At 40.2% G+C, this 14670-nt stretch carries 16 protein-coding genes; 3 read left to right on the top strand and 13 right to left on the bottom strand.

All coding sequences use genetic code 11. The features are described 5' to 3' along the window. Positions 1-103: 103 nt before the first annotated feature. On the top strand, positions 104-280 hold the full coding sequence (locus CLNEO_RS16000) for a hypothetical protein (protein ID WP_157723606.1): 177 nt from the start codon (positions 104-106) through the stop codon (positions 278-280). Between the two features lie 55 nt (positions 281-335). Here the strand turns inward: CLNEO_RS16000 and CLNEO_RS14535 are convergent, their stop codons facing one another. The 10 genes from CLNEO_RS14535 to CLNEO_RS14490 form a co-directional block, all read right to left on the bottom strand. Next, complete coding sequence (locus CLNEO_RS14535) at positions 336-1490, bottom strand: AI-2E family transporter (RefSeq protein ID WP_066090792.1); 1155 nt, start codon at positions 1488-1490, stop codon at positions 336-338. Between the two features lie 21 nt (positions 1491-1511). Beyond that, positions 1512-2969 carry an aminoacyl-histidine dipeptidase gene (locus tag CLNEO_RS14530; RefSeq protein ID WP_066090789.1) on the bottom strand — a complete coding sequence of 486 codons (1458 nt, stop codon included), beginning with the start codon at positions 2967-2969 and terminating at the stop codon, positions 1512-1514. A gap of 273 nt (positions 2970-3242) precedes the next feature. Then, complete coding sequence (rnc, locus tag CLNEO_RS14525; RefSeq protein WP_066090786.1) at positions 3243-3938, bottom strand: ribonuclease III; 696 nt, start codon at positions 3936-3938, stop codon at positions 3243-3245. Between the two features lie 2 nt (positions 3939-3940). Further along, positions 3941-4171 carry an acyl carrier protein gene (gene acpP, locus CLNEO_RS14520; protein WP_083532060.1) on the bottom strand — a complete coding sequence of 77 codons (231 nt, stop codon included), beginning with the start codon at positions 4169-4171 and terminating at the stop codon, positions 3941-3943. Between the two features lie 228 nt (positions 4172-4399). Then, entirely contained in the window at positions 4400-5392 is a 993-nt protein-coding gene (gene plsX / locus CLNEO_RS14515; protein WP_066090783.1) for a phosphate acyltransferase PlsX, read from the bottom strand. A 122-nt stretch (positions 5393-5514) separates the two neighbouring features. Then, positions 5515-5694, bottom strand: coding sequence for a 50S ribosomal protein L32 (rpmF, locus tag CLNEO_RS14510; RefSeq protein WP_066090780.1), 180 nt, complete (start codon positions 5692-5694; stop codon positions 5515-5517). A gap of 2 nt (positions 5695-5696) precedes the next feature. Further along, a complete protein-coding gene (locus CLNEO_RS14505; protein WP_066090777.1) occupies positions 5697-6203 on the bottom strand; it encodes a YceD family protein in 507 nt (168 codons plus the stop codon). A gap of 47 nt (positions 6204-6250) precedes the next feature. Continuing rightward, positions 6251-7447, bottom strand: coding sequence for an acetate/propionate family kinase (locus CLNEO_RS14500; RefSeq protein WP_066090775.1), 1197 nt, complete (start codon positions 7445-7447; stop codon positions 6251-6253). 96 nt (positions 7448-7543) lie between these two features. After that, complete coding sequence (pta, locus tag CLNEO_RS14495; RefSeq protein WP_066090800.1) at positions 7544-8545, bottom strand: phosphate acetyltransferase; 1002 nt, start codon at positions 8543-8545, stop codon at positions 7544-7546. Positions 8546-8735: 190 nt separating this feature from the next. Further along, positions 8736-9782: an ATP-binding protein gene (locus CLNEO_RS14490; protein ID WP_066090771.1), complete on the bottom strand. Its 1047-nt coding sequence runs from the start codon at positions 9780-9782 to the stop codon at positions 8736-8738. Between the two features lie 507 nt (positions 9783-10289). Between CLNEO_RS14490 and CLNEO_RS14485 the strand changes: the two genes are divergently transcribed. After that, positions 10290-11516 (top strand): nucleotidyltransferase, encoded by a 1227-nt coding sequence (locus CLNEO_RS14485; RefSeq protein WP_066090768.1) that lies wholly within the window; start codon positions 10290-10292, stop codon positions 11514-11516. A 163-nt stretch (positions 11517-11679) separates the two neighbouring features. After that, positions 11680-12783, top strand: a complete 1104-nt coding sequence (locus CLNEO_RS14480) for a nucleoside recognition domain-containing protein (RefSeq protein ID WP_066090765.1) — start codon at positions 11680-11682, stop codon at positions 12781-12783. A 4-nt stretch (positions 12784-12787) separates the two neighbouring features. Here the strand turns inward: CLNEO_RS14480 and CLNEO_RS14475 are convergent, their stop codons facing one another. Genes CLNEO_RS14475 through rsmD form a run of 3 tightly spaced genes read right to left on the bottom strand, consistent with a single transcriptional unit; the run spans position 12788 to position 14338 of the window. After that, positions 12788-13291 carry an ATPase gene (locus tag CLNEO_RS14475; RefSeq protein WP_066090762.1) on the bottom strand — a complete coding sequence of 168 codons (504 nt, stop codon included), beginning with the start codon at positions 13289-13291 and terminating at the stop codon, positions 12788-12790. A 10-nt stretch (positions 13292-13301) separates the two neighbouring features. Next, positions 13302-13781 carry a pantetheine-phosphate adenylyltransferase gene (gene coaD / locus CLNEO_RS14470; protein WP_066090759.1) on the bottom strand — a complete coding sequence of 160 codons (480 nt, stop codon included), beginning with the start codon at positions 13779-13781 and terminating at the stop codon, positions 13302-13304. Beyond that, a complete protein-coding gene (gene rsmD, locus CLNEO_RS14465) occupies positions 13778-14338 on the bottom strand; it encodes a 16S rRNA (guanine(966)-N(2))-methyltransferase RsmD (RefSeq protein WP_066090756.1) in 561 nt (186 codons plus the stop codon). The genes coaD and rsmD overlap by 4 nt, the downstream gene beginning before the upstream one ends. Between the last annotated feature and the right edge of the window lie 332 nt (positions 14339-14670).

Raw genomic sequence — 14670 nt, 5'->3', positions numbered from 1 at the left:
TTCCCATGTTGTATGTGCTAAACTATTATTAGTCATTTTGAATCCTCCTTTTGGTCTTTGATGTGGTTGGCAAACCTACATTTATTCTACCAAAGGAGGATTCGTGCTTACATCTAAAGAACAAACCTTTCCTACCACCGGCATAGCCGGTGGTTTTCTCAAGCTAAAGCGAACAATAAAAGGCGGTTTGATTACCTCAAAACCGCCTTTTGCTGATGCTTTTTTTGAAATGACATTGAATTATACTTATGTTTCCTATCATTCATCACAAAGTTTTTGATTATTGTAAACCAGACGTTTGAATCAAAAAAAAGTAAAACTGGTTCTTTTCATTCTTAAATTTCCGCTTTTTCATCCTTCTTGTTCATGAGCCAGAAGAAAAAATTTTTCAACAACGCCCCTAGCGGCACCGCAATTAAAAGGCCCCAGAAACCGAAAAGTCTGCCAAAAACCGCCAGAGAAAGCAATACTAAAACGGGATGCAGCTCCACCTTTTTCCCAACAACCCTGGGCACAATAAACACACCGTCTATCTGTTGTAAAATCAAAATTAGAATCGAAGCATAGAGTGCTCGTATAGATTCCCCACTGATAAATCCAGCCAATACTGCTAATACAAATGCCATAATAGCACCAAAGTACGGAATTAAATTTGAAAAGCCGGAAATCAAACCCAATGCAACGCCATAAGGCAGCCCTACAATGGTAAAAGCAATAGAAAACAGCACCGCCATAATGCCTGCGTCCATCAATTGCCCCCCTAAATACCCCGTTACCACATTATCCACCTCTTGAATAATACGTCTTATTCGCCTTGTGGTTTTTTCGCCGAAAAAAAGCAATGACGCTTGGGTGCAAAAATCAAATATTTTTCTTTTTTCCATTAAAAAATAAAACGCTGCTGCAAGCCCAATTGCAATATCCACTATTCTGCTGCCAATCCGAGGTATATAAGCAGTACATCCAGATATTTTCACCTGTATCCAAAGGGCTGCATTTTCTGTCCATGCAGACAGAATACCCTCCACATTTTGCAAAATACCAAGCTCCGCCAGCTTTAGATTCAGCAAAACCAACATATCTCCCATTTTTTGAATGAATGTGGATAAATGCTCCGCCAATCCGTCCAAATCCGCCGTGCCCAAGCTTTTTGCTGCCCAAGAGCCCCCCAGAAACAGTATAATAAGCACAGCAAAGTATGCTGCTGATGTACCAACCTTTCTGTTTTTGATTTTACTTCGGCGTATTGCTGTTAACCGTGATTCGTAAAACTTTTGAAAAAACCCAGTAACTGGCTCTAACAATATGGAAAAGAAAACTGCCCATAAAAGGGGTGCAAAAACGGCAAGGATTCCCCTCACCGTCTGTATTATGACATTTTTCGCCTCGGAAAGCTTAAATAGAAACATCCCCATTACTACTAAAATACCAACCGTGAAAATCACATGGAAAGAAATAACAAGATATTTTTTGTTCCAAGGCAGCCGCATCGCTTCACCATTCCTTTAAAATCAGTGATCCATTTTCTTTAACACTTCTTTTAGAAATTCCCAAACACGAATTGTGGATGAAATAGAAAGCCGCTCATCTGGAGTGTGTACATCATGCAGTTCGGGACCAATAGATACCATATCTAAATTAGGAATTTTCTCCAAAAAAAGCCCACATTCAAGCCCTGCATGAATTGCGGAAATCTCTGCCTCCTTGCCATAAAACTCCCGATAGGTCTTTGCAAACAACTCTAAGAGCTGTGAATCCGGGTTAAACCGCCAACCGGGGTAATCATTTAAATTCTCAACGCTTGCACCGCAAAGATTAGCAATCCCATAAATTTTCTGGCAAATCAGTTCCTTTCTGCTTTCCACGGAGCTTCTGACTGCATTGTCGAAATAGATATGTTCAGAAGTCGTTCTTACAATGCCGATATTGTTTGAGCTTTCCACCAGACCCTCCATCTCCATGCTCATGGTCTGCACACCATAGGGGAGAAGTAGTAAAATATAAATGAGCTTATTTTTCGTATCCTCTGTTAAAACCTTGAAAACCTCTTCCTGCAAAGTTTCCATCGTTATAGTTATAGACGTTTCACGAGAATTATATTCCTCCTGAAAACCTTTCTCTATTTTTTTCAAAAGCTCTCTTACTGTTTCCTCATCTTTATCAGCAAATAAAACCGTTGCCTCTGCTTCACGGCAAATGGCATTGTCCATATTCCCTCCATCAACGCCAGCCAGTGAAAAATCAACAGCTTCCTTTAGCATATATAAAATTCTGCCCATCAAAGGATTTGCATTTGCCCTTTGCAAATGAATATCCGCACCGGAATGACCGCCCTTTAACCCCCGAATGGAGATCATATACCCCTTTCTTCCTACGGGACTATCGTTACGCTCAGCAGGCAAATAAACCCTGATCCGACGTCCCCCTGCACAGCCGGAGAGCAAAACCCCTTCTTCCTCCGTATCCATGTTTAAGAAACGCTTGCCTTCCAAATCAAACGTTTCAAAGGCCCTTGCACCACCCATGCCCGTTTCTTCTTCAACGGTGAAAATTGCTTCTATTGGCGGATGCGCCAAGGCATCATCCTCCAATAATGCCAGCATGTATGCCACTGCAATTCCGTCGTCTGCACCTAGGGTTGTTCCCTTGGCATGAATGAAATCGCCGTCAACATATATTTCAATGGGGTCTGTCAAAAAATTTAGCTCAGTTTCGGCATTTTTCTCGCAAACCATATCAATATGGCCTTGCAAAATGATAGGTGCTGCATTCTCATATCCCTTTGAACCTGCTTTTTTTATTAGTACATTATAATGCTCATCCTGTCGGCAATATAACCCGCGTTTCTTTGCAAAACCAACAATATAATCGCTTAAAGCCCTTTCGTTTTCACTTCCATGGGGAATATTACAAATTTCTTCGAAAAAATAAAATACCTTATCTCCACCTAATCCATCAAGCTTACCCATTTTTTGTTCCTCCCTTCGGCACGGCCTTTCCCATAATATTTCCATCTGTTTAAGATAATAACGCCGTTTTACCAATTTATTTTGTATAAAACAACCCAAAGAATGCTAATTTTATATTTATATTTCTTGACTCCAAAAGCTTATTTTGTTTCATTATGAGCTAAAAAATGCATTTTAAAATAAAAGGCTGTGTTGCTTCAAATAAAAGCAAAAACTCCAACAGAATTCTCTCCGTCGGAGTTTTCAGACAGCGCCCTCGAGCATATGCCGCTATCAACCGTTCATATGCTCCAATGCGTTATTTGCAGCATTTTGCTCTGCTTCCTTCTTGCTTCGCCCGCTTCCCCTACCTAAAAGCAGGTTATCATGGGTAACCTCTGCAATAAAAAGCTTGTTGTGATCCGGCCCTTGCTCATCCACAATCCTATACTGCAAGGGAATCTTACTAATTTTTTGTATGATCTCTTGTAAGTGAGTTTTTCCGTCCAAGTTTTTAAAATTATTTTTGGTCTGTTCAATTTGTTCTTCCATAAAGCGCATCACATACCGACTGGCGGCTTCAATCCCACCATCAATAGAAACTGCACCAATAATCGCCTCAAATGCATCAGCCATAATAGAATCTCTATTCCGTCCCCCTGTGCTTTCCTCGCCCTTGCCCAATAAAATGCAACGCCCTAAGCCTAATTTACGGGATAAAGCAGCCAAAGACCCCTCACACACAACTGCAGCCCGCAGCTTCGTCAGCTCACCCTCCGGCATCTGAGGAAAAAAACGATACATGTACTCACTTACCACCATATCCAAAACAGCATCGCCTAGAAACTCTAAGCGTTCATTATTTTCGTGTGTGCCCTTTTTCATTTCATTGGCATAGGAACTATGAGTCAAAGCTAAAACCAGCAAGCTTTTATCCGAAAAAGAGTACTCTATCTTACGCTCGAACTCCTCCAGATTCAAATGATTCATCATTAATTCTCCAATACATTTTTAATATAGTCAATGGCATCCCCAATGGTTTTGATTTTTTCTGCTTCGTCATTATCAAATTCCATATCAAAGGTTTCTTCCAACGCAGAAATAATCTGAAACAAATCCAAGGAGTCGGCACCCAAATCTGCAAAAACCGTGTCATGGGTTAAAGTGTCCGCCGATACATTTAACTGCTCTGCAATTACATTCATTACTGCTGCTTCATCCATATTGATAACCTCCTCAATCATTTTTCTTTCAATACTATAACCCATTTGCTGCCATTTGTCAGTAGAAATAGTAAAAATTAATAAACTTTTTAAGTGATTTTTCTGCAAAAAAATCTGCCAAATTAACTTTTCTTTTTTTCCTAGTATTCATTTTTACTACGATAAAATTGCCTACCAAAAAAGGTAGGCAAAAAATCTATCATTACATCTTGAAAATAGCTTTGCTATTTACAGCTTATCCTTAATTTTCTCCACAATATCCGCCTCTGTAAACAAAACGCATTGGCGCACAGCATTCTTAATCGCTCTTGCGTTGGAGTTGCCATGGGCCTTTACCACCAGCGCTTTCAGACCAATAAAGGGTGCACCCCCAACCTCATCAGAATCAAAACGTTTTTTCACATTCTTAAATGGAGTTTTCAACATTGCAGCGGCAAACTTATATGCCCCCGCAGTAATTTCTTCTTTAATAATATCAATCAAGGTTTTACTTAAGCCTTCGGCAAACTTCAAAATGGTGTTTCCTACAAAACCATCGCAAACAATAACGTCCGCATCTCCAAAAGGGATACTTCTTGGTTCAATATTGCCTGCAAAATTGATATCCTCGCTTACTTCCAGCAATTCGTAGGCCTCTTTGGTCAACGCGTTGCCTTTTTCTTTTTCCGCACCGATGTTAACCAAGGCAACCTTAGGTTGTTTTTTGCCGAAAATATTTTCAACATAAACAGAGCCCATTTTTGCAAACTGCTCTAAGTATTTTGCCTTGCAATCTACATTTGCCCCACTATCCAAAAGAAAGGTAACGCCTGTTTTCGTTGGCAGGCAGGTTCCAAGCGCAGGACGTTCCACTCCTTCAAGCCGACCAACAATTAGCAACGCACCCGTGAGCAAAGCCCCAGTACTTCCGGCAGAAACAAAGGCATCCGCTTCACCATTTTTTACTAAATTAAGCCCAACAACCAAGGAGGAATTCTTTTTTCTACGGATTGCCGACGTAGGAACCTCATCTGTGCCAATTACTTCCTCCGCATGAATCACCTGAATACACTCTTTTGGATATTCATATTTCGCAAGCTCGGCATTCACCGACTCCTGACGACCCACAAGCTTAATTACCACCTTCAATTCCTTTATGGCATCCACAGCACCCTTCACAACTTCAACAGGCGCCAAATCACCGCCCATAGCATCTAGGGCTACGATTACTTTTTTATCCATGAAATCACCTAAGTCCTTTCTTGTTCCTGTATTCAGTATAATCAAAAAGAATGCAAAAAACAATGAAAAAAGCAATACATAAGAAGAAAAGACAGCGTATATGCTGTCTTTTCGAATTTGACTTAGTCAACTTTGATAATCGTTTTCTTATTGTATGCGCCACAAGCCTTACAAACCTGATGAGGTACCATCAGTTCACCGCACTTGCTGCATTTTACCAAGCTAGGAGTTGCAATTTTCCAACTCTGTGCTTTTCTCTTATCTCTTTTAGATTTCGACACTCGTCCCTTGGGTACAGCCATTTCTACACCTCCTCGTCAACATTGAAAAGAGCTCTTAAACTTTCAAACCTCGGATCGATATAGGTTGTATCACAACCACACTCACCCTCATTCAAATTCTTTCCACAAACTGGGCAAAGGCCCTTACAATCTTCGCTGCAAAGAATTTTCATAGGTAGTGAACTTATGATACTCCTTTTGACAAAGTCCGTAAGATCTATTTGATCCCCCGAAAAAGTTTCTGTCTCTTCGTTTCCTCTGCCTGTATGAGCAAAACGTTCCTTGATCTCGAAGCAAAGCTCTTTTCTGACAGGTGCAAGACAACGGTCACACCTAAGATTGACCTCTGTTTTGCCCTTTGCTTCAAAAACGAAAATTTCCTTTTCGTTTTTAAGAGTTCCCTCTAACTTTACAGGCTGCAAAAATTCCACAACATCGGGATAATCCGATGTATCATTGATTTGCTCCTCCAGCATAACAGGCGTAGTAACCCCGTTTTTGCCGAACAATTGAGCCATTCCAAGTAACATACAAATCACCCCATAGTCGTACCTAAAATATTATACTGAAAGCGCTCTTATTTGTCAAGAAGTTCCTTCGTATCTCTTGCAATTACCAATTCTTCATTTGTAGGAATAACCAATACTCTTACTCTGGAATCAGGAGCAGAAATTTCCATTGCTTTCCCTCTTAAAGAATTGCTGTAGGAATCAATATGAACACCCAAGTAACCCAAGTAATCACAAATCAATCTTCTTGTTGAGCCGGAATTTTCGCCCAAACCAGCTGTAAATACGATACAGTCAACACCGTTCATCGCTGCTGCATACGCGCCGATATTCTTTGCTACTTTATATGCAAATACATCCAACGCTGCCTCTGCTCTTAAATTGCCGTGCTCACTTGCATCTTCAATATCGCGGAAATCGCTGGATACACCAGAAATACCCAAAACACCGGATTTCTTGTTCAAAATATTATCCATTTCCTGAGGTGTCAAATTTTCTTTTTGCATCAAGAATGTGATAACTGCAGCATCAATATCACCGGCTCTCGTACCCATTACAAGGCCTTCCAGCGGTGTGAAGCCCATTGTTGTATCGATGGATTTTCCATTTCTAACTGCACAGATGGAACCGCCGTTGCCCAAGTGACAAGTAATTATTTTTGTCTGCTCATAAGGTCTGTCCAACATTTTTGCTGCCTCTTCGGAAACAAATCTGTGGCTTGTTCCGTGGAAGCCGTATCTTCTGATTTTGTATTTGTCATAGTATTCATAAGGAATTGCATACAAATATGCTCTTTCAGGCATTGTCTGGTGGAAAGCTGTATCAAATACGCCAACCTGAGAAACACCGGGCATAATTTTTTCGCAAGCTTCAATGCCGATTAAGTTTGCAGGGTTATGCAAAGGTGCCAGCTCGCTGCATTTTTCCAAAGCTTCTTTCACTGCGTCATCAATAATGACAGAGCTGGAGAAATATTCGCCGCCATGCACTACACGATGACCAACTGCGTTGATTTCCTTCATGCTCTTAACCACGCCATGTTCAGCGTTTGTCAAAGCTTCCAAAACTTTTTTGACAGCAACATCATGATCTTCCAAATAATCGTCAAAAATCACATCCTCCTTGCCAGTAGGCTGATGTTTCAATCTGGAACCCTCGATACCAATTCTTTCGCAAAGGCCCTTTGCTAAAACGGTTTCCTCTTCCATGTCGAAAAGCTGATATTTCAAAGAAGAACTGCCGCAGTTCAATACAAGAATTTTCATTGTTTTCTCTCCTTCGTAATGTACCTTTTTCTGAGCTTTTTATACTTAACTGTATTTACCGCCAATTTAAATGCGGTCAAGAAATAAACGGGTAAATTACTTGCCCATTACATCAGCCTGAACAGCTGTCATTGTTACAACTGCAACAATATCGTTTGCAGAGCAGCCTCTGGACAAATCGTTCACAGGTTTTGCAATTCCCTGCAAAACGGGGCCGAAGGCTTCTGCATTACCAAATCTCTGTACTAATTTATAGCCGATATTTCCGGCATCAATATCAGGGAAAACCAAGCAGTTTGCTTTGCCTGCAACAGGGCTTGTGGGGGCTTTTAATTCGCCAACTTCTTTTACGATTGCAGCATCTAGCTGGATTTCGCCATCCAATTTGATTTCAGGATATTTTTCCTTTGCAATCTTTACAGCCTCCACAACCTTTGTAACATCAGCATGCTTTGCAGAACCCATTGTGGAATGGCTCAGCATTGCAACTCTTGCTTCCTTGCCAACAAAAGCAGCGTAAGACTTTGCAGAATCCCCTGCAATACAAGCCAATTCAGCCGGTGTTGGATTCTGATTCAAAGCACAGTCAGCAAATAACAAGATACCGTCATCGCCATATTCGGGTGTCTTTGTTACCATGATAAAAAAGGAAGATACCAATTCTGTACCGGGTGCAGTTTTCAAAATCTGCAACGCCGGGCGCAGCGTATCTGCTGTAGAGTGAATTGCACCGGAAACCATACCGTCTGCAACACCCATTTTAACCAGCATTACCCCAACAAACATGGAATCATCCAAAAGAAGCTTTCTTGCTTCTTCCAATGTCATGCCTTTGCTTTTTCTTGCTTCGGCAAGGCCCGCAACCATTTCATCCATTCTCTCGTAGTTTTCAGGATCAACAAAAATTGCGTCGGAAACATCAAAACTGCCGGCTGCTTCCATGATTTTTTCTTTGTTGCCGATTAATACGATTTCAGCCAATCCATCTTTTATGCATTCAGCTGCTGCTTCTAAGTTTCTTTTTTCAAAGGACTCAGGCAAAACAATTACCTTTTTATTGGCTTTCGCCTTTTCCTTCATTAATGCTAAAAAATCCACAGTAAAACCTCCTAGTTGATTGTAGAATTTTCTTTTGTTACCCACATCTATATTATTATAAACAAATTGTCCCACAGGTACAAGGGAAAAGAGATAAAAAAATGGCTGAATTTTACTCTTTTTTTCAGCCATCTCACAACTTTTTGCCAAAAAAACAACCGCATCTCCCTTCGCAGGAAATACAAATTCCTTATACAAACACTGGAAATTCCATAAAAAACGTGGTTCCCATATACTCTCTGCTCTCAATGCGGATTGTTCCCCCCAGAGAAGAAACAGCGGCAAATACAACATCTAGCCCTACCCCTCTGCCCGAAAACATGTTAGCCCTGCTTTTGGTTGTAAACCCGGGACGTAGCAAAAATGCAAATATCTCATTGTCTTCATATTCTTCTTCCGGCTTTTTCAAAAGCCCTTTATCTCGTGCCATTTGCAGTATGCTGTGTTTATCCAGACCTTGGCCATCATCTCGAAAAACCACAAATACCCTTTGACCAGCCTTTTGTATTTCCACAGAAATTTCACCCACAGGGGTTTTTCCCATTCGCTCTCTCATTTCGGTGCTTTCCAAACCATGATCCATACTATTTTTCATCATTTGCAGCACAGCCATAGAAATTTTGTCAAAAATATCTCTTGGAACCTCCGTATCTGCCCCGGAAATTTTAACCATAAATTCCTTAGACAGCTCCTTCCCCATAATGTTGGCAAGCCGCTCCATTTGGGGTATCAGCATGCTGAAATTGGTATATGGGATAATTTGCTTTCCCTTTCTTGTATAAGCAATTTGATAGCTGGGACCTTCGGGCTCATTTTCACTGTCCACATGGGCCAAAAAATTTTTAATTCTTCGCACCACTGTCCAGCCAAAATCCGTAACCTCATCATCCGTTTCCATGCGGCGCAACTCTCTTTTTAAAAAGCCTGATACCATACGCAGCAAGTGTATAATTGTTTTTAAATCATCTTGCGCCGGATTCTCTTCCTCACGCAAATAAGAGAACAAGTCCTCCGCACTATGCGCAGTTTCCGAAATAGATGGGAAACCCATCATGGATGCAGAACCTTTAATGCCATGCATCGTTCGGAATAAGCTGTCCACTTCTTCCCTTGAAACGCAGAGTTCTTCTTCTTTTGCCTTTTCTTCTATAAAACTATCAATTTTATCTATATTTTTCCAGGTTTCTTCCAAAAAAATATCCTGCAAGAAATCGGGATTATCCGCAAATTTCTCCACACTATCATCCTCTAATCATAAGCTATTATTTATGATTATACCCTTTTTCTCAATATTTTTCCATATGAATTTTTAACGGTTTTATAATCATTCTTTAACCTATTTTTGTTAATCCCTTCACACACCCCCTTCCCATTGCATAATAAAAGCATTTTAAACAACAATCTTCCTGAATTATAGGAAACTTATTTCTTCTTAACGGCCAAAAACATTCTTTTGTGTTATAATAAATTATTAAATATATTTTTTATAGATGATACTATCCTGGAAAAAAAATTGTATACACAGCATGCGTATCTTTTATGTTGTGATTTGATTTTAAAACTTTCGTTCTATGAAGAATACTCAGTCTGTCCTTTGCGAAACATTCTCCGCAAAAAAATTATCCAGCCACAGGATGTTATTTTTTGCTTTAAGAGGCACCTCTGGATGCTTACCTACGCAAGTTTATTTATATCAACTTTACTTTACACAATAGTATTTGATTTGCCAAAAGGAGATGTAAACATGAAAACAATTGGTATTATAACAGAATATAATCCTTTCCATCTTGGGCATCAATATATGATAGAAGAGGCGAAGAAAAAAACCGGTGCCGACCGTGTTGTTGTAGTCATGAGCGGCAACTTTGTGCAAAGAGGCGAGCCGGCTTTTTTTAGTAAATGGACACGGGCAAAAGCGGCCTTAACGAACGGTGTGGATATGGTTTTGGAGCTACCCGTCCTTTTCGCAACGGCAAATGCCGAAACCTTTGCGTGTGCAGCTGTTCGAATTTTAGAAGAAACAGGACTCGTAGATACCCTTTGCTTTGGCTCGGAAAGCGGCGACCTTGCCACTCTGCAAGAAGCGGCAAAACTTATGAGCAACGAAACCGAGGAATTTCGTTCTCTCTTGAAAGCAAATTTGGATGAAGGAATGTCCTATCCTACCGCCCGTTCCAAGGCTTTAGAGATGATCTCCAGTATTAACAGCGAGATTTTAAGCCAACCCAATCATATTTTGGCCTTGGAATACTTAAAGGCTCTTGCACGCTATCAATGCAAAATGCTTCCTATGACCATCAAACGAGAGGGGGCCGCCTACCATGGCACGTCTTTGGAGGACAAATTTGCTTCCGCATCTGCAATCCGAAGAGGAATTTCGGAGGATCAGACAAGGGCTGCATTAAAGCAGGTTCCAGAAAATTGTTTTGATTTATACAACGATGCCCTTTCCTTAGGAATGGCACCTATCGTTTGGAAAAATTATGCCGGGCCCCTAAACTACAAATTAAGAGCAATGTCCGCCGAGGAGCTTCGCAACATTTTCGAGGTAACCGAAGGCTTGGAAAACCGAATTCTTCGTTCCATAGACACTTGCTATGAGGTTGAAGATATCATAGAATTTATCAAGTCCAAGCGGTATACCCGAACCAAAATTCAACGTATTCTCCTTCATATTTTGTTGGATATTAAAGAAACTGAAGTGGATTACTTTATGAAAAAGTCACGAATGCCCTATATTCGTGTACTGGGCTTTCGTAAAGAGAATGCTGAAATTCTGGGAGACCTTACGATAAACACAAAGTGTCCTGTTTTAACCAATTTAAAAAAGGCTCCCGAAATATTAGACGAGGATGGACTGCACCTATTGGCCTTGGAAAAAGCCGCAACTGATCTACACGCAATGGCAGCACCCAACACTCTATATCGCAGCCCAAATCAAGATTTCACCATGCCCATGGCAATTATTTGACATATTCCTCACTTCCGCCTTTTATTGGCGAGCAGTATTGGCAGGCAGAACGACAGCAAAGGCAGACAATGTGAATTTAAAATTTCTACTCAACACTCCCTTTCATAGAACAACAAAACAGAGCATAGATTGTAACAATACATAACGGAAGAAGCAGTTTGACATGAGAAAAAATTCATTTGCCATTGGTTGTGCCTGTTTCTTAGTTTTTGCCTTATTGCGTTATCCCCAAGCCATGCTTGAAGCGGGTGCAAAAAGCGTTACCCTTTGGTTTCAACAGGTTTTGCCCTCCCTATTCCCGTTCATGGTTGCCTGTGGGCTGCTTTTGCGTATGGGTGCTGCCGAAATAGTAGGAGAATGGTTAAAGCCATTGATGAGGCCTATCTTTGGCTTGCCCGGAATCGCCGCATTCCCTTTTTTTCTTGGAATTTTTTCAGGATACCCCATGGGAGCAAAAATTACAGCATCATTATATGAAGAAAGAAAAATCACCCTTTCCCAGGCTGAGCATATATTATCCTTTTGCAACAATCCAGGTCCATTGTTTTTAGTGGGTACCGTTGGTGCGGCGTTTTTTCATGCACCTTTTTGGGGATATATTTTTTTATTTTGCTGCTTTTTAGGTGCAATTGCTACAGGCATGTTGTTTCGTTTATTTTATTTTTCAAAATCCGTGAATGATTTTATTCCCTATCAAAAAACCCCTTCTCCCTCCATTACAGAATGCCTTCCTCAAACCATTGCCGATTCTATAGATACAATTACCCAAATCGGCGGGTATATTATTCTTTTCGGCGTCGCTGTTGAAGCCATGAAGCAGACGGGAATTTTTCACTTCTTAGGCAATATTCTTTCTTTTTTGCCTTTTTCTGAGGAATTCCTTTGCGCAATGAGCGGTGGAATATTGGAAATGACCAACGGAACTTTTTTGCTAAGCACCGCCCCCGACAACCTTTCTTTTCGTCTTACCGCAGCTTGCATGCTGGTTGCTTTTGGCGGATTGTCTATTCTCTGCCAAACCTTAGGCGTTTTGCGCAATGTGCCTATCAAAAAAAGCCGCTACATCGCGGCAAAAATTTGTAATAGCTTATGTAGCGGCATGATCTTTTTTGCCATGGCTCCATTTGTTGAAAAATATGCACAAAAAACAGTCCCTACCATTGCTTTCCTAGCAGAAACTGCATTTACCATCCCAATTTTTTATATAAAAAGCAGTATATTCTTTTTTGCCTGCGCCTTCCTCTTCGCTTTATATCAAAGAAGATAACCGATTATTTGCCTAAACGCAACTCTTGAATATTTTCAGCCAATACATTCAGTGTTTGAGCAAAATAATCATCGGTTTTAATACTTTCAGTATATACCACCGTCTTAAGCTCTTTCAGCTTGTTTTCTGCATCAGCCAGAACGCCCTCGGCATACTCCATGGCACCCAGACGCATTTCCTTCGAGGTTTTCTTTGCTGCATCAATAATAGCGGCAGCCTGCTCGTATGCTTTTTTTGTAACTTCATTGTCGTCGATCATGCGAACCATTCGGTCTTCCGCATTTTTCATTAATTCATCTGCTTCTCTTTGTGCATCAATCAAAATTTTGTTTCTTTCTTCGATTACCCATTTAGACTGCTTTAATTCATTGGGGAGCTTCATACGAATTTCGCTGATAATATCATATATCTCCTCTTTATCAACAGATACCTTATTGCTAAAAGGCACCGCCCTGCTACTATCTAATATTTCTTCTAATTCGTCTAACAACTGCAAAACAGAATCCATAAGCACTCCCTCACTTCTTATATTTTTCTATAATAAAAGGTTTTATTTCCTGAGGAACCATAAAATCAATATTCCCACCAAAAACTGCAACTTCCTTTACGTTTGTAGAGCTTAGGCTAATGTGCTCTTCATCGGCGGCCAGGAAAACGGTTTCCATTTCCTTCCCCAGCTTGCGATTGATTAAATACATCTGGTATTCCGACGCAAAATCCACTGCATTACGAAGCCCTCTCACCGCAGTAGTTGCACCAATTTCACTGGCAAAGTCAGCCAATAGTCCTCTAAAAGAAGCAACCTCAACGTTTTCCATTTTACAAAGAACAAGCTCCAAATGTTTTTTCCTTTCTTCAACAGTAAACAAGGAACATTTGTTAGGATTTTCCAAAACTGCAACAACTAAGGTATCAAACAGCTTTGCTGCTCGGTGAATGATATCTAAATGTCCCAGTGTAACAGGATCAAAACTGCCCGCATAAATTGCTTTTTTCATAAATTATTTTCCTCCAAGCACAGAAACGTCAAAACCGTAGTTCTGTACTCCTTTTCACGCCAAACTCTAAGTCCTTGGATCGGTGCCAGTGGAATTTGCGCTGAGCGTTCAACAATAATATAGCCATCTTTTTTTAACAAGCCGCCCTTAACAATTTCCAACAAGGTTGGCTCTGCCAACTCTGCTTCATATGGCGGATCCAAAAAAATAATATTAAACTCTGCTTTTTCTTTGGCAAGCTGTGCTAAAGCATTTGGTACTTCCAAACCAATTACCCTGCCCTGCTTGTCCATCTTGGTGTGCATTAGATTGTCCTGAATCACCTGTTGGCATTGTGGGTTATGATCCACAAAAACTGCTTCCCTTGCTCCACGGCTTAAAGCCTCAATGCCAATTGCACCGCTGCCTGAAAATAAATCCAAAAAAACAGCCGCCGGCAAATCAAAAGCAATGATATTAAATAAAGTTTCCTTTATTCTATCCGTTGTGGGTCTAGTAGCTAAACCTTCAATGGTTTGCAGCTTTCGTCCTTTTGCCGCCCCAGAAATCACTCTCATAATGCATCACCCATTACTCTCTGTTTCGTTACATACATCATTACTATATCAAATAATTGTATAAAATACAATATAAAACTATTTCATTTTTCTTTCACTTGTAATAACCTTTTTAAGAATTCAAAGCTATAATATGCAAATTTCTTATTTTTTTCACCAATAATTGTATTTTCTTATCAATAGCTAACAAATCTTTTATCGTTGTTCTATTGTTTCATATTATATTATAACCACCCGAAATGCTAAGAAAAAAGCTTTGAATTAATGTAAAAAAGCAACAATACCATTTTAAGCTTCGAAAATATGAGCAAAAGGAAACCATTCTTTGTCTT

The sequence above is a fragment of the Anaerotignum neopropionicum genome, assembly GCF_001571775.1.
Taxonomy (GTDB): domain Bacteria; phylum Bacillota; class Clostridia; order Lachnospirales; family Anaerotignaceae; genus Chakrabartyella; species Chakrabartyella neopropionicum.
This window is presented reverse-complemented; position numbering and strand designations above follow the sequence as displayed.